The sequence below is a fragment of the Bradyrhizobium sp. USDA 4341 genome, assembly GCF_054063755.1.
The window spans coordinates 85,872-106,220 of record NZ_JBSSGO010000001.1 but is presented as its reverse complement, the minus strand read 5'-3'; the positions used below and the strand labels follow the sequence as shown (position 1 = coordinate 106,220).

Annotated in this window: 14 protein-coding genes; 9 read left to right on the top strand and 5 right to left on the bottom strand. The window is 60.7% G+C overall.

Annotated features, from left to right (window positions below):
* Nucleotides 1–8 precede the first annotated feature (8 nt).
* The gene (locus tag ACVIGB_RS00490) at nt 9–1,241 is read right to left on the bottom strand and encodes an RNA-guided endonuclease InsQ/TnpB family protein (RefSeq protein WP_456717608.1); all 1,233 of its coding nucleotides are present in this window, start codon (nt 1,239–1,241) and stop codon (nt 9–11) included.
* A 391-nt stretch (nt 1,242–1,632) separates the two neighbouring features.
* Between ACVIGB_RS00490 and ACVIGB_RS00485 the strand changes: the two genes are divergently transcribed.
* Both ACVIGB_RS00485 and ACVIGB_RS00480 read left to right on the top strand, forming a co-directional pair.
* On the top strand, nt 1,633–2,091 hold the full coding sequence (locus tag ACVIGB_RS00485; RefSeq protein ID WP_456717609.1) for a hypothetical protein: 459 nt from the start codon (nt 1,633–1,635) through the stop codon (nt 2,089–2,091).
* Nucleotides 2,088–2,624 (top strand): DUF805 domain-containing protein, encoded by a 537-nt coding sequence (locus ACVIGB_RS00480; RefSeq protein ID WP_456717610.1) that lies wholly within the window; start codon nt 2,088–2,090, stop codon nt 2,622–2,624. Before ACVIGB_RS00485 ends, ACVIGB_RS00480 begins: the two co-directional genes overlap by 4 nt.
* On the opposite strand, the gene ACVIGB_RS00475 is transcribed toward ACVIGB_RS00480, so the two are convergent.
* Entirely contained in the window at nt 2,552–3,814 is a 1,263-nt protein-coding gene (locus ACVIGB_RS00475) for a WG repeat-containing protein (protein ID WP_456717611.1), read from the bottom strand. The genes ACVIGB_RS00480 and ACVIGB_RS00475 overlap by 73 nt on opposite strands.
* 299 nt (nt 3,815–4,113) lie before the next feature.
* Here ACVIGB_RS00475 and ACVIGB_RS00470 point away from each other — a divergent pair, with 299 nt between their 5' ends.
* The 7 genes from ACVIGB_RS00470 to ACVIGB_RS00440 all read left to right on the top strand — a co-directional run bounded on the left by ACVIGB_RS00470 (nt 4,114) and on the right by ACVIGB_RS00440 (nt 17,974).
* A complete protein-coding gene (locus ACVIGB_RS00470; protein WP_456717612.1) occupies nt 4,114–5,802 on the top strand; it encodes a hypothetical protein in 1,689 nt (562 codons plus the stop codon).
* Between the two features lie 128 nt (nt 5,803–5,930).
* Nucleotides 5,931–7,454, top strand: coding sequence for a hypothetical protein (locus ACVIGB_RS00465; RefSeq protein ID WP_456717613.1), 1,524 nt, complete (start codon nt 5,931–5,933; stop codon nt 7,452–7,454).
* Entirely contained in the window at nt 7,451–9,001 is a 1,551-nt protein-coding gene (locus ACVIGB_RS00460) for a hypothetical protein (RefSeq protein ID WP_456717614.1), read from the top strand. The genes ACVIGB_RS00465 and ACVIGB_RS00460 overlap by 4 nt, the downstream gene beginning before the upstream one ends.
* A 91-nt stretch (nt 9,002–9,092) precedes the next feature.
* Entirely contained in the window at nt 9,093–10,100 is a 1,008-nt protein-coding gene (locus ACVIGB_RS00455; RefSeq protein ID WP_456717615.1) for a hypothetical protein, read from the top strand.
* A complete protein-coding gene (locus ACVIGB_RS00450) occupies nt 10,097–10,852 on the top strand; it encodes a hypothetical protein (protein WP_456717616.1) in 756 nt (251 codons plus the stop codon). The genes ACVIGB_RS00455 and ACVIGB_RS00450 overlap by 4 nt, the downstream gene beginning before the upstream one ends.
* Before the next feature lie 67 nt (nt 10,853–10,919).
* The gene (locus tag ACVIGB_RS00445) at nt 10,920–16,049 is read left to right on the top strand and encodes a strawberry notch C-terminal domain-containing protein (protein ID WP_456717617.1); all 5,130 of its coding nucleotides are present in this window, start codon (nt 10,920–10,922) and stop codon (nt 16,047–16,049) included.
* Nucleotides 16,046–17,974, top strand: a complete 1,929-nt coding sequence (locus ACVIGB_RS00440; protein ID WP_456717618.1) for a hypothetical protein — start codon at nt 16,046–16,048, stop codon at nt 17,972–17,974. The genes ACVIGB_RS00445 and ACVIGB_RS00440 overlap by 4 nt, the downstream gene beginning before the upstream one ends.
* Here the strand turns inward: ACVIGB_RS00440 and ACVIGB_RS00435 are convergent.
* The 3 genes from ACVIGB_RS00435 to rseP form a co-directional block, all read right to left on the bottom strand.
* A complete protein-coding gene (locus ACVIGB_RS00435) occupies nt 17,943–18,623 on the bottom strand; it encodes a hypothetical protein (protein WP_456717619.1) in 681 nt (226 codons plus the stop codon). The genes ACVIGB_RS00440 and ACVIGB_RS00435 overlap by 32 nt on opposite strands.
* Before the next feature lie 167 nt (nt 18,624–18,790).
* On the bottom strand, nt 18,791–19,000 hold the full coding sequence (locus tag ACVIGB_RS00430; RefSeq protein WP_456749105.1) for a TraR/DksA C4-type zinc finger protein: 210 nt from the start codon (nt 18,998–19,000) through the stop codon (nt 18,791–18,793).
* Nucleotides 19,001–19,046: 46 nt separating this feature from the next.
* Entirely contained in the window at nt 19,047–20,228 is a 1,182-nt protein-coding gene (rseP, locus tag ACVIGB_RS00425; RefSeq protein ID WP_456717621.1) for an RIP metalloprotease RseP, read from the bottom strand.
* Nucleotides 20,229–20,349: the final 121 nt, after the last annotated feature.

Genomic DNA, 20,349 nt, shown 5'->3' with positions numbered 1-20,349 from the left:
CGCGGCCGTCAAGCCGCGATCTTCGCCGTGAGATTTCCGGAGCGACGTCCTCCAGCGAGGACGTTCGGCAGTTGCTGCGCAAAGCCGCTCCACGGACCCGCTACGGCCCGGTTCCGGACGTTCCGCGCAGCGTTGACGTCGCGGTGGACTTCCAGATCGCAATGCACGCATTTGTGGATGCGCTCATTCAGGTCCTTCCGAACCTGCGCGCCGCATCCCGAGCAGTCCTGCGAGGTGTTTCTCGCATCGACGGCGACAAAGCGTCCACCGGCCCTTGCAGCCTTGTAGCGCAACATCCCGATCAGCATGCCCGGTGACGTGTCGAGAATCTCCCTGTTCAAACCGGCCTTCTGCCGGACGTTCTTGCCTGGATTGATCGCGTCTCCCTTCGCCGACGCGGTCATGTTCGTCACCCGCAGCTCCTCGACCGCAATGGCGCCAAAGCGGCGCGCGATCGTGGCGGAGACCTGGTGCAAATGAGTCCGGCGCCGGTTGGCTAGCTTGCGCTGCAGTCGCGCCAGCTGCGCCTTGGTCTTCAACCGCCGCGAGCCGCGCTTGGCGCGCGCCAGCCTGCGAGCGGCCCGCCGGATCCCTGCGGCCGCGGCGATACCGAGCCGCGGGTTCTCGATCCGCTCGCCGGTCGACAGCGTCGCCAGCGTTTCGACGCCCCAGTCGATGCCGACGAGGTCGCCTGCCTCCCGCCGCACGGTTTGCAGGTCCGGCACCTCGACCTGCAGCGTGACGCGCCAGGCGCGGCCGTCTTTGGTGAATACGCAGGAGCGGATCGACGCACCGGCCGGGAGTGGCCGATGCAGGTGCAGCTTCAGGCCGCCGGCGAGCCCCTTGAACAGGATCTTCCCGGCAATGAGCCGGACACCGGAGAACTCGGAGAAGCCGAACGAGCGCCAGCCGGCGCGTCCACGAAAGCGCGGAAAGCCCGCCTTGCCGTGTTTGACCTTGACGCGGCGAAAGAACGCCTGAAAGGCCTCGTCCACCTTCTTCAGCGACCAGCGAGAGAGGTTTGCAGGCAGTGCGCCGTAACCGGCCAGATCATCCTGGCGGATCGTCGTGAGCGACTTAGTCTGATCGATCGTGGTGATCGAGGTGCGCGCCTTGCGCCACGCCTCGATCCGTTCCTCCAGCGCCGCATTGTAAAGCAGACGCTGTTTCTCGAGGATTCGCTCGAGCGCGCGATGCTGTACGCGTGTCGGGCGCAAGCCGTACTGAAAACTGAGAAACAAGACGCCTCACGCGACTAGAACATATGACGAACATAACCAGACACAGGCAGAGCTGTCAATTCAAACTGAAACACTACCAATACGCAGCATAACTCAATGCGAGAGAGCATCCCAAGACCACTTGGGCATTCTTCAGGTATAGAACGGCTGGATCATGACCTGTTTGGGCTGCGGACGCAGCCGCTAAGGCGCCCGTCCAAGGCTCCGGACACCGGCGGCTGCAGCCAGCATTTCCTGTCACCGCGCCGATGATAGCCTGGATAACCAGCGAAATTGCCGTCCGTCCCCGCTTTCAACGGGGAGGACGCCGCCCGCCAACTTGACCTTCTGCTCAGAGGCAGTTGTTCTCCAAGGATTAGATAACCGAACAGCGGGCCCAGCGGAGCCATTAATGACGTCCTATCGACCATCGGCTATTTTTCCGCTGCGCGGACGCATCGGCCGGCTCCAGTTCCTGGTCGGCTTTGGATACCTCTGGCTGTTTTCGGTCTTGGCCGCGGCGCTGATGATCTGGGCACAATCGCTCTCACCTTTCGCAAAATACACCATGACGGCTGTTTCCGTTGCTTGCTCGATCCTCGTGTGGGGCCTGATCGCACTCTGGCTCAAGGCCAGGCTGAAAGACGCCGGCATGTCGCCTTTCTGGATCTCGCTCCTTGTCCTACTCTTCGCGAGCGAACTACGAGCTGCTTTCATCCACCCGGCGTCCTCCGGAGATCCGATCGCTGGATGGGATCTCTTCCGAACCGCGTCGGTCGCCGGCGTGCTGGGGCTTCTGGCCGTCCTTGTCATGGTGAGGAGCCGTAAGCCTCCGACGATTGTGCTCGAACCGGCCGGAGAAGAGCAATGATCGCGCGAAATCGCCATGGGGCCGTCGGTTATGGGCTTGCCGCCGTATTTGGAGCCCAAGGACGGATCGGCCGGGTCCAATTTGGCCTTTCAGTCATCTATCAAAGCATCATTTCGGCCATCGTTGGTGGCTTGATCCTGATTTTCGTCGGCGGCCCGATGATCACCGGCGGCGCAGGTATGGACGATATTACCGGGATCGTTGCCTTCGCCCTAATCGGATTGGTCGCTGAGCTCGCCACAACGTCGCTCCTGTTTTTTTCGGTTCGCGCGCGGCTCAATGACATTGGTGTCAGCAACTGGTGGACCATACCAATGTCCGTACCGTCACTTGTGTGGCTCGCTGGAGGCCTCATGTATTCAGGGCTCACCGCCGATGTCATTCAGTCGCTCGGGGCATTCGGCAGCATCGCAGTGCTCGTGGCCCTGATCGCATATCCCGGCACCCAAGGCACCAATGCCTACGGCGATCCGCCGCGCTCGCCGACGTTCGGCGCCTTGCAGCCCGGCAATCGACCGCCGGCTTTGAATTGAGCCTTCTCACTCGACTGCGGCTGGCATGTGCAGGATTGGGCCCGGATGATCCGTCCGGACTTGTCGATCCGACACCAAGCGCTGCCATCTCGCTCTACGACGAAAGCTTCGCCTCGTTCGAAGCATCCTGCAGCGCGGAAACGGGGTGAAATGAACGTCACGTTCCGAGCATCGACATAACCCCAAACCGCGCCCCTGCGGACGGCCTTCACCTCCTCATCGCAAACCAGGACGCTGCCACCCGCTTCTCTTCGGTAGCTGGCGTCAGCCTGACCTGGCACTGGCGTCGCACCAGTATCAGAAGGCATGGCTATAGGCTGTCCGGTGCGGCTATACCAGCCCTCGGAGCCAGCTACGATCGCGCGCACATAGCCATTGCGCGTCTCGATAATGCGTTCAAATCGAGCCGGCAACACGATCCTGCCGCCATCGGCCACCAGCCCTTCGGCATTGCCCACCTGATAGCTGATTGAGCCGTCCGGCCTGCGTCGAACGAAGGAGGTGCCGGAGGGCAGCAATTGTCGGCCGGCCGCGTCAACGACGTTCCATTGGTTAGCCGTCCGAACGATCACCAGATCATCGATCCCTTCATCCAGGTAGTCATAGAGCGCGTCGGTAACCGGAAGACCCGTGAAGGAAACGAGCTGCCACTTCGCGGCCGAGCGAGCCCAAATGACATCCGATACGCCACGGGAAAAACGTCTGATCTCTCGATACTTCGCGGCTGGGACAATCCACGAAGCTGGCGCACTCACAATGCCCCACCGGCCGGACAACGGAAGGAGCGGGCCAGGCAGCCTTTCCTCTCGCTCCAGGGTCACCTGGTCGACTGGCGGCGGATCGGCTTCGGAAATCGACACCGCAAAAATGGCGCCCGACATCGGAACGATGCCGGAATATCTAGGCGGAAGGACTTCCCCGCCTTCGCCGACGACACCCCAGTGGCGATCTTTCAACGCGAGTGCCCGTCCATGATCGAGAGGCGCAATATAGTCCCAGATCGGCGGGACGACGGCTAAACCTTTGCGGTTAATCAATCCGTACAGACCCGCGACCTTCACCCGCGCCGATGGGCCTGCGAATCCATCGACCCAATCGAATTCTGCTGCGATCACCGGTCGGCCCGCATCGTCCACATAGCCGCATTTCGCCTTTGAAAACCGACACGACGGTCGCGGCGAACTGCTCATCAGCACCTCGCCTCGCCCAGACGACAAAGTCGACTTAACCGAGGAAGTGCCCTCCGCCGCCACCGGAAGGGTTCCAGCAACAGTCGAGAGCGCAAGGCAGGCGAAGACCCCCGTGGCCCGCAAGGTCGTTATAGACATCGAAATAGTCCTCATCTTCGGTCAATATTGGCGCGGCGCGCAGGCAGGCGGAACGCGTGGGAGGGACCCCATCCACACCATTCGTCAATCGAATCCTTGTTGCACGCGCCATATGGACTAGCTTCGACCTGACAGATGTGCCCGGAGAAGAGGATCGAATCATGCACGCAGGCAGACGCCGCGCAGCGTTCCTGGCTGCGCAGGCGACGCTCGTGACATTGCCGCCGGCGCCCGCCTGGGCGGCCGCCAGCGGCTCCGTAGAAACGTCGCTCGTCAGCTTCGCCGTGGCCCTGGCCGTTGCCGTAGCTGGCCTGTTCATCCTGGCATCAGGCCTATCCAGGATCGCCGGCGGTACCGTCGTGAAAAAGCTCGGCATATTCGGAGCACTTGCGCGCTTCGGCTGGCGCGGCGATGCCGACGCCGGCGAAGCTAGGATCCGCCGTGCAACGACGGCAATTATGCTCGGCGCGGCCCTCCTCGGCTTACCGGACTTTTTCGGGATGGGCGTGCTTTCCCAGGCCCGAATACTCTACGACCAAGCTCAATCCTCGATCCGGGCTCCTGCCGGCCCGTCCGCGGTTACGATCAAGGAAAAAGTCACCACCTACATCGACGGATCGGGTGGAGACAGTACAAGCACAGGAAAATGGCTTGGACTTCCCTGGTGGGCGCTCAGTCTTGTCGGATTGATCTTGTTGATAACGTTATTGGCCCGTTTGGCGGCCAACGATGAATCCGGGCCATCCGCTTCAACGATCGGAGGTGCGCCGCGCGCCTCCCCCGAATTTGCATCCGGGTCACTCGGCCCGTTCGAAGGCCCGACGACCGAAGGCGGCTCGGGAGCATCGGCGGGAACGGTGCGGCGCAGGGGATTGCTGGAACAAATTATCGACGTGATGGAGCGTATCAAGATGGGTATTCGAAGGTTGATGGCTGGCCTGAAAACACAGGCCAAGCTCCTGGAAGAAAAAACCGAGGGCCTGCGTGGACGATTGCGCCCGGTCACCGATTTCGCCGCGGCCCAGATCGGCCAAGCGGCCAGGATTGTCGCAGACAGGGACGATGGTGGAAGCGGTCTGCCGCGAGCCCGAGACGCCGGCGATCGGGAGGGATCACTGGCGGCAGCCCATGCTCAGATGTTTGCCGAACGCATCGGTTCAACCCTCCAGTTGCACGGCGCCGACCTCGAAGGTCTGCTGGCGCGGGCGTTCAACACCACCCCGAAACGGATAAAATCGGATCTGTTCCGGCTCGGAGCGTCGGGTGCGCCTCAGGATTGGATCAAAGTCATGTCGGCGGGTTCAGGCAGAGACTGGGTGCTCGCCGAGGCTGGTATGGATCCGTTGTTGCACAGGTTCGACGCCGCCATCGCCTTCGACGAGATCGACTGGTACGCGACCCTGTCGCCGGTCGAAGCCAGGCTGATCGCAATGCCATTCGCCATCGTTCCGGCGGAAGCCAGAGCCGTTCGCCTCATCAGAGTGCGCGACCCAATGGCCGCGGATTTCGTGGCCGCTCTCGGAGAACCCCCCGACGAATACAAGGACGCGGTTTGGAGCTTCGTTGACTTGCCCGCACAGACCGCAAGACACATTTTCTCGACGACCCGGCGAGACCGCTGGTCTATCGCGCCGGACGCCCCGGAGGATGACACGCTTGTCGTCAAGATCGCGCGCGGATCGCTCACCGTGGTATCGGGCCAGGATGAGCTCACCGGCTATCTGGCTTCCGAGGACGTTAGACCACTGCGGCTTCTGGTCGCCGTCATTCCGGGCGGAGCGCTCGCCAATCTCGGCGTAACGATCGAGGACGTGACACCGTTCGAAACAGTGGAAGAGCCATTGAGATGACGCCCATTCTCACCAGCGAACCAGAGCCCGCAACGACGACGATCCCCTAAGCGTTTCGCTCTTGCGGACCGGCCTAGTACAAACGAATCCTCCCCCTCGAGGACGGCTTTGAACGAGTTCCTGGCGACATGAAATTCCAGCTGAAGTTCCAGTACCCGGTCCAGTTTAAACCTGCCCGCGCGATCAAGACCCGCGCCGCCTATTTTCCCGCAACCGGCGAGATTGAAATTCCGGAAGTGCCGCGCTCGTCAGTGAAGACTGTGTTCCGCGTCGGCACCTTGCCGGGCGCTCGCCAGAACCAGGATCCGCCAAAATGGTCCTTCGAGGACGCCTTCTGTGCCAAGCCAGATGGCTCACTACGAGAGATCGTACTATTCGACGGTGCGCTCTACGTCGAATCCGTATCCGTCGAGGCGGCTGCAGCGTCCTTGGCCGCTGATAGTCTCAATAAAGGCCTGTTCGCAGGCCTCCATCTTAACATTCCCCACGATTCCGAAGCCGCCGGAAACGCTAGGTCGCGCAGCGAATTGGAGCGGAGACACCCAACGCCGTTTCGCATGTACAGCGACGACGGCGGCGAGAAGGTCAGGCAAAAGCTGGAACGTCGCGCGCGATCCTTCATGGCGATCGACGACAAGATCTACGTGCGCTGCCATGAACCGGTTCTCTACATCGACCGGAAATTTGGCTCAGCGGCCGTGAAATTCGGCAAGGCCGCGCGATCCTTCGACGGCTCAGACGTGGCGGGCTACAATGGGTTGGTTTGGGATGATGCCAGGTCTCACTACTACAGCCTTACGGAGTCCGAGTTCGGCCGGGCAGAACTGAAACGGCGACACCCAGACGATGAAGTGCAGACGATTGCGACTTTCGAGATCGTCGACCCGACAGCTGTAAGGGCAACTCCCTACGTCGACGCAGTCGTCACGCTGGCCCACCAGGCACTCAAAAAGCTCTGGGAGCACCCGCTGTCGCTCCTACCAGATGCGATCGAATGTGCCGTCGCACTACGCGATACCCTTTCCGAATCTGGTGACCAGGTCACGCCAAGGCTTTTGCGAACGTTGGAGGTTGTAGCCTCTCTTCCCGAGCTTTCGCCTCAGCAAACCGAGCGCTGGAAGCAACTCGCTGAGGTCCGGCCGAAGCGACCTGAATGGTCCGGCGAGCGTTACCCGGGAAATTTCGAACCGTCGCGCGCGGCAATGGTTGTGGACCACCTTGAACTTCGCACCCAAGCTGCTGAATTCGCCCGGGACGCGCTACGTCGCTACCAGAACCGCCCGACCGAACTGGGTTGGGAAGACCGCGCTTTTGGCTTGAACATGCTGCGGGACACTGACGGTAGAATCTCGTCTGTAGAGCTGCTGTCTCAGGGTAAGCTCTTTGAAATCGCGAGCCGCCTCAATGTCGATGCCACCGGCATGCTCGACGAAATCGCCCGCGGAGGACGTGTTTTCGCGATCAGGGAGCAAGGAGGATATTCAACGTCCGAGCATGCGTTGCTGGTTGCCTCGCTCAGAGAGGATGGTCTGCAGGTGCGATACGGCACACCGGAGCACCGTGCTCTCGTCGAACGTCATATTGCAGCCGCCCTTGAGTCCGAGCCGCACCTCGCGCCGGCGCCCACCCCGATCTTGGAGATGAGCCCATGAGCCTGAGGTTGACCGTCCCCTTCAGCTATTGCATCGAGTATGTCGTAAAACGACGGCGTACCGTTGAAACCGAAACCGCTTACGCGACAACGGATGTCGAAATTCAGGCGCCGCGCGGTCCGGTCACGGTTGCATTCGAGCTTGGATGTTCGCTGTTGGGCGAAGAGGCTCACCGGACCGAACGTCGCAGCCGGTCCGCCTTCTACGCTCCGGCTGGCGAGACCGTGAAGACCTACCGCGCCGAAGATGCCTATTGGGTCGAAATCTGCGAATCCAGCGACGCGCCAACGCTAATCGCGGATCGTCGCAAAATGGCAAAAGATCCATTCAACGTGCTTCATCTGGCCGGAGAGAAAGGTTACGACCTTTCAGTGTCGTCCGAAAAGACATCCACGCGACAGCAGATTGAAGAGAAATACAAAAAAGAAGGCGGCCTGCGTCGCTGGGACGCGGATGCTTCCAGGGGCATCACTGCCACGCAACTTTTGATTGGTCATCGCGCATTGCAGGATCTGCGCGAGATCGACGGCAAGCTCTGCATGAGAGTATCGGAGCCGGCACTCGGTTATGTTTCCACCTATCTATCCGGCAACGAAGCCTCAGTCGGAACTGCTACCTCTCATCTTATCGTGGACCAGTCGGTTCGCACGACGCCTTCCGGCTTCCAACTCTTGTGGGATCTCTCGCCCGGAAACATTCATCGCTGGCGGGTGGACGAGACGGCAGCTGCAATTGCCTTTGACATGGCCGTCTCGTCCAAGGGTGCTCGATGCCTTGCCGACAACTCGGTCTATATTGGACGGTTGGACCTGACCGAGTGCCTGTTCGAGGGACGCATCCGTATCCTCGAGGACGCGATCAATTGCGTCCGCAAAAACCTCATTGACCCGCGGCATCTGAAGGGGATGAACGGGGCAGAACTATCAACGATCTTGGAATTGCAGCAACTGTTTGATCGCGACGCCGGTCGGCTCTCCCCGGAGTACACACAGACGGCAAGGCGGCTACTCGATCTGATGGAGAAGCATGTTCCCGCCCAAGCGACCTATGATGTCAACTCGTCGATGGGCAAATGGGTCTCTTACGAGACCCATCGCTCGTTGTCAGACAGCATTCGCTACCTCCGTGCCGCGGTGGATGCCTTTGATGCAAGACCGCAAGACGGTCGTGAGTGGATCGATCGGGCGCTGCCGTGTGGGGCGCTAGCCGACCCGGTCACTCAATGCGATACAATCGAGGTACTCTCCATGCGTGACGGACAGCGGCTCGTGGATGCCGGCTGCGACCGCTCGGTCCTCGAAGCGCTGAAACAGGCCGCCGCCGGAGAGACCCGCGTCATCCGCATCGAGAAATCCAATGGAAAGATCCTGCCGTGCGCGGGGGTGCTCGTCCGGGACTATTCCGGAGCCTGGCGACTGGATCGCTCAATCGGACGGCCGGGCGGCAACGGCGCTCCACAGGATTCGAATAAGTTATTCGAATCCTTCGTGAAACACGCCAACGCGCTCGACAACGAAAATGAGGCCCTGCTCAGCCTGGCGATTTGAGATCGTCGGGGAAAGGAGCTCCAGAGCAGGTGCGCAATTCAGGAGTGCCGTGCTATTTCGCATACAGGGCTCTTGTTTTTCCGGATCATCAATGACCACCACCCTTCCAAGCGATGTCCGTTCCGATGAGATCGGAGCGCTCATCGCGGCAACCCCAGGCGACGTGCTTTGGGAAGCTCTGTTCGGCTTCGGACCGGCCGACCCGATGTTCCGCAATCGCGATGGGCACGATCCGGCCCGGCTCATCGCTGGCTTGATCGCGTCAGTGGGCTCGGAGGGACTGCCGATTATCGGCGACCTTGGAGAACGCTGCTGGAAACTACCAGATCGCTTTCGGGACGCCGATCTCGCCACCGCATCAGCAGTCCTGATGCAGGCACTCGACTTGGCGGCGGCCGACGAGACCGCAGAACGCTCCTATGACGACGACGAACGGGACGTCTTTGCGATGGCCGCCCATGCAAACTACGTTCGTGTGGATGAGGATGCCCTGGAGTCATGCCTGAGGACGCTCGTCGACCTGCCGTCCTGGTGGTTGGTCCCGAAAGCCAACATCACCCTCGTCAACAGGCCGAGGGACGATCGCTGGCGGCTGGCTGTCGCCGGCATGGACTCCGAGCTCCTCGTCTGGCGGGCAGGCAAGGCCGTTGAAGAGACAAAGCAGAACCCTGACACCAATCCCATGCGTCTTCTGGACGGTCCCATAGGCACTTGCTTCCGACAGGCGCTGGGGCCTCCTCCCCTGGGTTACGTCCGGCGGATCGAAGCTGCCACGGAAAACCCATACTTCGCCCGATCTGCGCAGTCCTGGCTAGCGGCCGCAGCCCAGGCGGCATTTGCAAGGTTGCCGGTGCAAAAAGCCAACCAGGGGCGCCCTACCTGGCGATGGGCAGGGACTCGTCGACAGGCGCTCACGGCCGCTATGGCAAGGCTTTCCGGATCGGCGCTTGGCGCGATCGCGGAGCGGATCGTGATCGCAGGGCCGTTCGAGCCAGAAGGCAACAATACCGCCATGAATTTCATTCGAGTCAGCCACGGCGGCATTCAGGACGCCGTCCACGCCTTCATGTCGTCAGCCATGAACGGAGGCGAGCTATGAAGGATGTCGGCGGCGATTTCGCTCTCGTCATTGAACACGACGATATCCGCAGGCAGATCCCGGATTGGCCCGAGCAGGTCATGCTGGCAACCACCGTTGGTGCCGCGGGAGCCGAAACCCGCGCCTTCCATCGCGAAGATGCTGACTTGCGCTCGTTCGTCGGTTCATTGCCGGTTGTTCCGGCTCGTGTCGGATTCCCGCTTGCGCTACCCAACTTCGAAGAGGAGCACCTCGCCTGGGATACAGCGATCTCGCAGGCTCGCACCCTCCTTGATGCCGGCGATCTCCCCTTCCCCAGCGTGCCCGCGCCGGAAGACCGGTTTGCCGACCTGGATGACGACAATCAGGCTCCTAGCGAACCAACCCGCTACTGGATGAGGCGAGTGCATGGAGGGTTCGAGATCCGCTCGAGCTCGATGCCGATGTTTCCCTGGGGCGTCGATCGCGTCTCGATTGGAGCATCAACTCTCGGAATTCATCCAACAGATCAGCCTCTGGACCGGGTATTAACCTTCTCAGTCACTGCCGATGGTGTTGACACCATCTCGGCAGTTGCAAAATTTCTCCCGACGAGCTGGCAAGAGGTGCCCCTGGTCCAGGGGGCGGCAGGCGCCTATTTCGACGTCTCATCCGTCGTCCTGGCGGCACTTTCGCAACGAAACCGTCTTGCGATCAAAATGTCCATCGCGGGCCTCGCTACTGGGGTCATCGGAATAGCGCTCCTGTTATCCATACTCATCGCTCGCTTGTAGGATTCGATTACTTGCGCCTTGCGGGTGCTCCGGCGATGGTCGGAAGGATTTCCCGTGAAATGGCGTGATGATGACCAATAAAAGTGACGAACTCCTCTGGCCCGACCTGTCGCCTTACGGACTTCAACTCGTGCTGGCCAAGCTTGGGAATCCCGGTGCCAACGGGACAGCGTCCTATCGGGAAGTCCAGGTCCTCCGCCGAGATGCCAACGCGACACCTGCTTTGCCCCTGAAGGAAGGCGAGAACCTTGTCGATCGTTACGATCGGCAGGCAAGACAGCTCGGATTTACGCGCCATCAGACCGCGAATGGACCTCTCTGGCTCCGCTGGGGCAACCTGGTGTCCGCGTCGGCTTATTTGCGCGAATTCCCAGAAGGCCGGGTGACCAATGTCTCGCGTTCCGATGTTCTCGTCGACCTGACCCAGGGCGTCGCGGCCAAGAAAGAGGTCAAGCTCTCCGCAGCAGAGGAAATGCTCAAGAAATCCAAGCCAGTCGGCCGCAACCGGCTCGGCAAGATGATCTGGGATGGTCCCGATGGCCGCTTCATGCGCGATGACGCATCCCTCAGGTTGACGCTCGAATCCGACGTCATGCCTGCCTCCCCGGGACTTTTTCTACGCGCCCCGGACGATGCAACCCTGTCAATGTGTGCCGACGGACTGATCGAGGATCTGATCCGTGGCGAGCGCATCCGCGATGACGCTTTCCTCAAGAAAGCCGCAATCTATTTCGGTGAAGCGGACACCGCATTGTCGCGGGACGACGCACGTCTGACCAAAGTCCGTGCCGCTATCGAAGCGGCGGCCGCGCGCTTCCTGGCGCGCCGTTCGAAAGGGTCCATGCGCGACGTCTTCAATCAGGCGTGCACGCTACACGAAAGCCTTCCCTTCCTGACGACCTTCGACCGCAGTGGGGTCCCGTCGTCCGATCGACTGGCTCTCCCAATCGGCATCGTCGCCCAACGCATTTTGGGTACCGAAGAGGACCTCCTCGGGCGCACGTTGACCGTTCCCCACGGGGGCGCCGGGCAGTTGATGTCGCACCTGCCCCGCGGGATGGAGGTCAGGCTTCGCGAGGACGATCCGGCATTGTCGGCTCAGCTCCAGGTCAGCCTGTCGTCATTCGGGATCAAGGCAGCACAGCTTGGTCAGGCCGAAGGCCTGGTGGCTCTGAAGGCCGCCGACTACCGAGACTCCGATCTCGTGCTGGGTCGTTATCCCCGGAGGCTTCTTGACAAGCCCATCACGCTCTCTGCCGGTCCGCAGCTCACCCGTGGAGACCTGGCCGAAGTCGCGACCATGCTCTCTCAGCGAGTCGATGAGGGGCGGGCGGTCCTGGTTCTCGACGGTCCGGCTACTCCCGAGGAGGAGCTCGAACTCGCCCGCTTCCAGGTCTGGATCGGGTGCAATTTCGCAATCGAAGGCACGGTGGATGTCTCGGGCCTGCTCCATTGCGGAGAGGTCGAAGCGCCCCCGATGCGAATCTTGGCGGTCGGACGCCGCCGGCCCGAGAAACTTGAAGAGCCGCCGGAATCCGCAATGCGATTGAAGGAGGTGAACAACTTCGCCTCGCTGTGGACATGGACCGCCGAAGTCGTCGCTAACCGCATGAAGCTCGAGACCTTCTTCTCGGGCGCCCACGATGCAACCTTGAGTGACGCCGATCCGGAGCTGGAACAGAATGCGTTCCAGGCCCCCTACGTTTCCGCGTCGAAAATCGGCACGCCGACCACGATGGTGCCGCGCCCGCTCGAGGGCGCCAGCCGCGAAGCACTCCACCGCGTCGTCCGACTGCACGGCAATATCGACGATTGGGTCTGCAACCAATTCGGTTACGACATCGATTCGCTCAAGGACTCTTTTTCGCCCGAACAGGTCGACGCCCTGGCACTGTCGCTGCATGCTGAAACGCGGGGGCGGGCGTTCTTGAATGCCGACCAGACCGGTCTCGGCAAGGGCCGCTTCAATGCGGCACACATCAAGCGCGCGGCCATCCGCAAGCGGAAGGTCATATTCATGACCGAACGCCCCATCAATTTCTCGGACATCTGGCGCGACATCATGCACATCCGAGCTGATGCTATCGTCACGCCATTCATTCTCAACAACGGCGTGAACATCATCGACGAGCGTGATGGGACCGTGGTGCACAAGTCTGCACGGAACGTTTCCGTCAATAAGTGCTTGCGCGATCTATCCTGGCCGGAGGACGCCAACGCCGTCTTCATGACGTACAGTCAAATCAAGAGCCCCCCGACTGAGCGGAGCGAGGGAGACCACGCGACCTGGAAACGGCGCCAGGGAGACAAGGCCGCCTGGCTCCTCGAAATGGTCGACGACGAGACCATTCTCGTCCTTGATGAGGTCCACAATGGGGCATCGGGAGACTCCAATATCTCCAAGACCCTCACCAAGGTCATCGAACAAGCGCGCCCGGGCAATGTCATCTACTCGTCGGCGACCTTTGCCAAGGACGCCAAAACCATGGGGTTCTATAGTCCGCTTCTCCCCGACCTGATGAAGTCCGACACGCTGGTGTCGATCCTCGCGAAGGGTGGTGAGACAATGCAGGAAGTGCTGTCAACCATGCTCGTCAGCGACGGCGTGATGATCCGTCGCGAGCATGACCTGTCGCAAATGGAGTTCACCTCGGTGTCCGACAGCGCGCGTTTCGACCGCAATCGCGCCTTCATGGATCAGTTCGCACCGATTTTGGCTGAAATGGCAGCACTCGACCTGGAGGTCGAACGAAAGACGGCCGAAGCTCATCGCCAGACTGCCGACCGGATCCAACGCGAGCAAGCCGGCAATGGGGAAGCCAGGCCTTTCCACGAACTGATGGAGAAGGAGGCGCTGTCGCGCCCTCGATTTGGCAGCCCGTTGTACAGCCTTACCCGCCTCTTTGTCGCCTCCATCAAAATCGACATGGCGGCTGAACGAGCGCTGACGGCCCTGCGCAACAACGAGAAACCTCTGATCCTGGTCGAAAACACCATTCAGACCTTCCTCGAAGAGCTCGCTGAGAAGGAAGACGATCTTGATGGAACGTCCGTCCCGGAATTCAAAGGGCTGGTCCACCGGGCACTTACGAAGATCACCACGGGTGTGCACAAAAACACCGACAACAAGATCCGGACCATCGATCTGACTGTGCTCTACCCCGGGCTCAAGGGTCCAACGGACCGCATACGCTCGATGATCGATCGGTTACCATCCTTGCCAGCTTCGGCAATCGACGCCGTCAAGGACCGTATCAACGCGGCCGGTTTCGTATGCGACGAGATTACCGGCCGCGCGCTCGAGCTGCGGAATGGCCGCGTCATGCGCCGCCAGCGCATCGACAAGACCCGGATCAAGAACGCTTTCAACTCCGGCGAGATCGATGCCTTGGTAATCAACAATGCAGGTTGCACCGGCATCGATCTTCACGCCGGCTCACGGTTCGCCGACAAGCGCCGTCGCGTCATGATCGAACTGCAGCCGCTCGCCGACATTTTGCGGCAGATTCAGGCTTACGGACGGGTCAATCGTTACGATCAGGTGGTCGGCCCCCGTATCGAAGGCATCCTGTCCGGTCTACCGATCGAGGTGCGTCAGCACGCGATGCGAAACGCACAGCTCCGGCGGATGTCGGCTAACGTCTCATCCAACCGCGAGAACGCCGCGCTGATCCGCGATATTCCGGATCTCATCAACTCGGTCGGCGATCGCGTTTGCAGCAGGTACGCCGAGGCCCGGCCCGAGTTGATGCGACGCCTCGGTTTCGACATGGATCGCAACCAGCAGCGCGAGCGCAGGAATGTCGAGGTCGAGGAGAGCAGGCGCACGGCGAAGGATGTCGAGGCGCTGGAAATGCCTCTCAATCTCGACAACCACAGGTCGGCCAACGAATTTCTGGCTCGCCTGATTATGCTGCCGGTCTCCATGCAGGAACAGATCATCAGCGAGCTGTCGGCCGAATATGCTGCAACGATGGAAGAGCTTGAGGCGCGCGGAGAGACCCCGCTCAAGACGAAGGAAGTAGAGGGTACGGTCGTTATCCGTTCGGAATCCGTATTCAACGGCGGCGACGCGGAGACGGTCGATTCCGTCTTCCACGCGCCCCTGAAGAATGTGGAGGTCGCCATCGTTCGCAAGGTCAACCCGATGCGGAAGGAAGATGTGATAGATGCGGTTCAGTCGGGATTGACAAACGCCTCCGCCGCGCACGGCGAAGCCCTTGCGGACTATCTTCGCGAAAACCGTGAGAAGCTGCTCGAGAACTATCTCGAGGAGCGGATTCCGAGTGTTCGCGAGGGGCTTGCGATGAACAATCGCATCCTGGTCGAACAGAACAGGCGCATGCAGCTGCTCGAGGGAATGTTGCGAGAGATCAGGCCGGGCTGCTCGATTTCGTTCAGCTCTCCGGAGGAATCCGAAAAGCCCTTGCTGGGAATTGTCACTTCGGTCAAACACGCCGGACCGGGCTTCGAGCACGCCGCTGCGATGCACGCGGTCGAGTTCGTCTGCCCAGGCGACGTGCACCCGCGAGTGATGAAGTTCAAGACCCTCCTTGAGGATAGTGCCTTCAAGGCAGGAAGTGGCCTCGAGGGTGAAGACTACGAAGCCATCATGCGCGAGTTTGACGACAAGATGGTCTCGAAGGTCGAAGCTGGTCGCATTTTGACGGGCAACCTGTTCCGCGGAATGAAGTTGGCAGTTGAACGTCCGGGCATGGGAACACTCGTCACATTCCAGACGGAGGACGGAGCCAAGCAGCGCGGCATCATGTTGTCGCGGCACTGGCGTTCGCTCGACATTCTCCCAATCGAAATTGAGACGACAGATCTCGCGATTGACCTGATTCAGAAGCAGAATGCGGAACTGCGCTCATCCAAAGATCTAGCAAAAGGCGGCGTCTCGCTGCGTCGAAGCCCGCAAAAAGTGAACAATCTTCAGATTGAGTTTCCGCCTGCCCATTCACGCCGCTACGGAAGCCTCCACGAGGATCCGATCATCGCTACGATTGCGAGAATGGGAGAAGCGAAGAAGAACGGCGCGTCGATCAAAGTCGACATCGACATCGCAACCGCCCGGCGGGCCATCGACGCCCTCCGTCACAAGGGCGTGCGCCTGTTCTGTTCGGGTCAACATCGGCAATGGATGATCGATAATTCCAAGCCGGAACAGCCGGTCGCTCCAGGATTCGCGGCATGAACAACATCAAGATCGGCAGCTTCGTTCATCCTGAACTCGGCATTGTCGCCGGCGTCCTCGTACTCGGGCGCACAGGCACCGAGGTCACCGGCGCCTATATCACGGTCAGCAATCTGGGGGTCCCGACCGTCTACGGTCCGCTGTCAGAAAGGGCAGTCGTGCTCGACGAGGATCTCGCCGAGGCGTTCGAGCGAATACGCAAGGGCCCCGCGGCAAAGAGCGAATGGGCCGACAAGAAATTGTCCGAAGGGCTCTCCTATTTCGGCTTCTTCCGCCGGGACGAGGCCAGCACCATCGTGGACCTGTGCATGCGTGCCCAGTCGGACGATGGACGCCAAGCCGATGATGAAACCCTGAGTGAAATCCGGCGCAGCTTTATGAAGGCCATGTCACCCGTCGTGGCAGCGATCGATGGCGAAGCGCTGAAGGCCCTGCGGGCGACGGCCGGGTTCTCACGATCGGATTTTGCATTCTACGCACCCGGAGAGGGCGGCGCTGACCGGGAGCAACGCCGGATCCAGCGGCTTCAGGCAGCGTCAGCCTATCCGATGCTGGCCGTCGCCATGGCGCGCAATCTCAGGACCAAGCTCGCGATCGACGGCGCCAAGCCGCTGGCTGAAGCGCTAATCGACGGCTTCGGACTGCGTGACGGAAGGCCGGTGTTTTCGAAAGGCGTCCTGCGTCGTATCCAGAGCCTGGATTGGCCGGTCCCCAACGGCATCACGCCCGAATGGCTGGCCGAAAAGCTCGGATCGCTGCCTCCGGACTGGTTTCCAAAGAACCCGGAAGAATGGAACGCCTTCTTGTCGAGCGCACGTGGGCTCGGACGCACGTTGCCTTCCGTCTCCGGCATGCCATTTCCGGATCTCGTCGCCGGCTGCGGTGGCAAATGGACCGATTTCAGGAAACGTCTTGCAAAGGCTCATACCGACACCCGCCCGCCGGAGAACCTCGACGAGGAGCAGCGTCGAGAATGGATGCGCAACCCTGTCGTTCCCGATGAATCATTCGGCGCACTGCAGAACGCGGTCGTCGAACTCGAGCACATGATCGAAACCTTCGCGCGGCTTGTGGTCATGCCTGCGGCCGCAACCCTCGGAGGCGAAACCAAACCCTACCTGGGCGAGCCCCAGCGAGCCGCCGCGCGCCACGCGGCAGCGCGCTTGTTGTTCGGCGGGAAGAATGCCGCGGCGATCTTCGAAACGTCACGGCATTTCGCCACCCAACTTGAACACATCCAGCAGATTGCAGCTGGCGAACCGGTACGGCCTGCATTCAAGCAAGTCGCCGAGGATGGTTGGGCGCCACTGTGCAATGCAGTGCTGGCACCGAATGGAGTGAGCATTATACCTCTAACCGATCCACGGGAGCTTGCCGACGAGGGCCGCGGACTTGGAGGAACGTCAACCCTCAACGAAGATGGCTCCCACGGGCTCGCTCATTGTGTTGGCGGCTATTCAGAGAGTTGCCGCAAGCAAGGCCATCACATCATGTCTTTCCGCCTGATCAATCAGGATGGATCATTCAAGCGCCTGTCGACAATCGAGCTCCTCCCCATCAGCGAGGGTGACCGGGAAATGAAAGTCAAACAGCACAGGGGACGGCGCAATGGCGAACCGCCGGCAGATGCCAGGGACGCATGGGACTGGTTTCGCCAGGCCGTGAGAGACACGAGAGTGCCGCTCAATTTCGAAGGCATCCGTCAGTACCTGATCGGACTCGTTTCCAACTGGAACGACGACGTCGAGCGCATGTGCGGCTATAAATGGCGCGAGGAAGGCGCCATCGAGCGGGCGCTCCGCGCCTTCGATCCCTACCTTGGCAAGGGATTGCGGGGGCTGTCTGTCCAACGCTTCTTGGAACTGCCGGACATCGACGCAGTCGGGATCGAGATTACGCCGCGGCGGATTTCGGTTCCTGCCTGACCACCTCTTGGTCGGTCTGCTTCCGCCCGGTCAATCGAAGCGAGCGCCCAGCTCTCAAAAATCCACTGTCAGGTCTCCGCCATCCAAAAGCAGCCGCCAGCCGGTAGCGAGCCGGCGGAACGAGTTCGGTCATTTCGGCGACACCGTCTGCGTCACCGATCGAGACGTTGACGGCCGACAGAGCAAGGAGCGTCGCAATCATGAATGCGCCTTCTGGAGCAGACTCTCCGCGAGCCGAGAGCAGTGACTTCTCACTGTCAAATTGCTTGGACGCCTTTCCAAGATCCCGGATTTCCTCCTCAACCCCCGGCGGGATATAGGACCGCACCATCATGACCATCCGTCGCTGCGAGCGCTGCCGCTCGCGATCAAGATAGCGCCGGCTGGTCGCCGAGAACTCCGCCAGTTCAGGGAGGCTGATCGCGCAAAGTGCCGGCATCAGGTAACAGGCTCCGCCGACGCGGTCCGGCGTCTTGCGTGCGATCGCGCAAACCAGGACATTCGAATCGGCCTCATGTCTCATGATCAGGTAACCGACCCGATCACCACCGCCGATCGTCCCCTCGGTCCGTTCCAGGAGCGGTCGACGGGCATAGCCGTCCATCTCGACCCACAGCACCTTGTCGTGCGGGGGCACGATCAGATCCATATTTCGCTCGATGGTCGAGGGTGTATCGTTCAATGCGTCATAGACAGCGGAAGTCAGTCGCGGGCTCAGTGCGACGCGCCTGGCAAGTGGAAGGCAAGCCAGCAGCTGCTGCCGTTCGGCACCATCGGACGAGCGTAGGACCTCAGCAAACTCGTCAATAAATTCGCTCATCTGCGTAGCTTCCGACCCCGCTCCATCGCCGAAGCGCAATCAAAACAGTGCCGCGTCGCAGGCAACGCCTTCAACCTGGCCTCCGCAATATCGGAGCCGCATTCCTCGCATTCTGTCGCAACCGGAGCTCCAGGATCCCCCGTAAGCGTCTTGGAAATACCGCGGATCGCAGATTCCAGATAACGCTCGGCATGTCCCTGAGCCATGTCCACGTCGTCGGCCATTTTGGTGCCCCCTGTACCGAAAATGATGCTATTCGGATGCCTTGCTCTGAGACGTCGCAGCAGCGTCAGATAGCGGTGCTGAAGGCCTGGTCGCCTGTCGATAGAGCGAAGCAATATCATTGTAGGACACGAACGCGAGCAATCCGAGCACCATCGCAAATCCGGCCTTGAAGGAGACGTCCATGATTTTCTCGGACGGCTTTCTGCGAAGCAGCCCCTCGATCGCGCAGATCACGATCTGCCCACCGTCAAGGATCGGCACGGGCAACAGGTTGAATACCGCAAGGCTGACCGAAAGCACCGCGATCAGGATCACGAAGGAAGGCAGGCCGTGTTTGGCCGAATCTCCGGAGAGCTGCACGATCTTGATCGGACCACCGGCCTGATCGAGCGGCCTCACGCCCATCGCCATCTCGCCAATTGATGTCACGGTGGCTTGGGTAAAGAACCAGATATCGGAGACGCCGAGCCGAAGGGCGGAGAGCGGCGAGACTTTTTCGGGTTCCGGCGGCTTGCTGACGATCCCGATCCGGCCAACTTCAAGCTCGACGCCGATGTTCGTCGACAGCTTGGTCTTTTCCGGTACGACGTCGATCGTACTGGTCTTGCCATCCCGCTCGATCTTGAAGCTCAGCCGGTGCCCGGGCTGAGCGGCGACGATTCGCTGAATCTGTTCGAAACGATCGACAGAGGACCCGTCGATCGAAAGCACCCTATCTCCCACCTTGAAGCCGGCCGCCATAGCGGGACTGCCGACCGTGACCTGCGCCAGCACCGGCGGGCTATACTGTCGTCCGTAGAAGCAATAGAGGCCAGTGAGCACCAGGACACCCGTGATCAGATTCGCCGCCGGGCCGGCGATCAAGACGAACGCACGTTGGCCGGCCGACCGAAGCTGGTACAAACCTGCTCGCTGGGCGGGATCAAGATCTTCCGGAATTGAAACATTGGCGCTCGCCGCATTTTCGTCGCCCACGAACCTCACAAACCCGCCAAGCGGCACCAGCCGAACGCTCCACATGCAGCCCTTGCAGTCCACCCGGCCGAGCAGAAGAGGACCAAATCCGAACGCAAATTCTGCAACAGAGATCCCGAGGGACCGAGCCGCCAGGAAATGGCCCATCTCATGGGTAACGACCAGGATCAGGATCAAGATCAGGAAAGGCAGAAGGTAAGCACCGAAGGCATGAACGTAGTCAAAAAGGTGCATGAAACCGGCGCTCCGTTGGATCCGAAAACAAAGTGGGGCCCGAGAACGGCCCCACCGTTAATCTAATCCTTCGGATGTCACGACTGTTTCGTCAACAAAAACCGCGAGGTGATCCCCGATG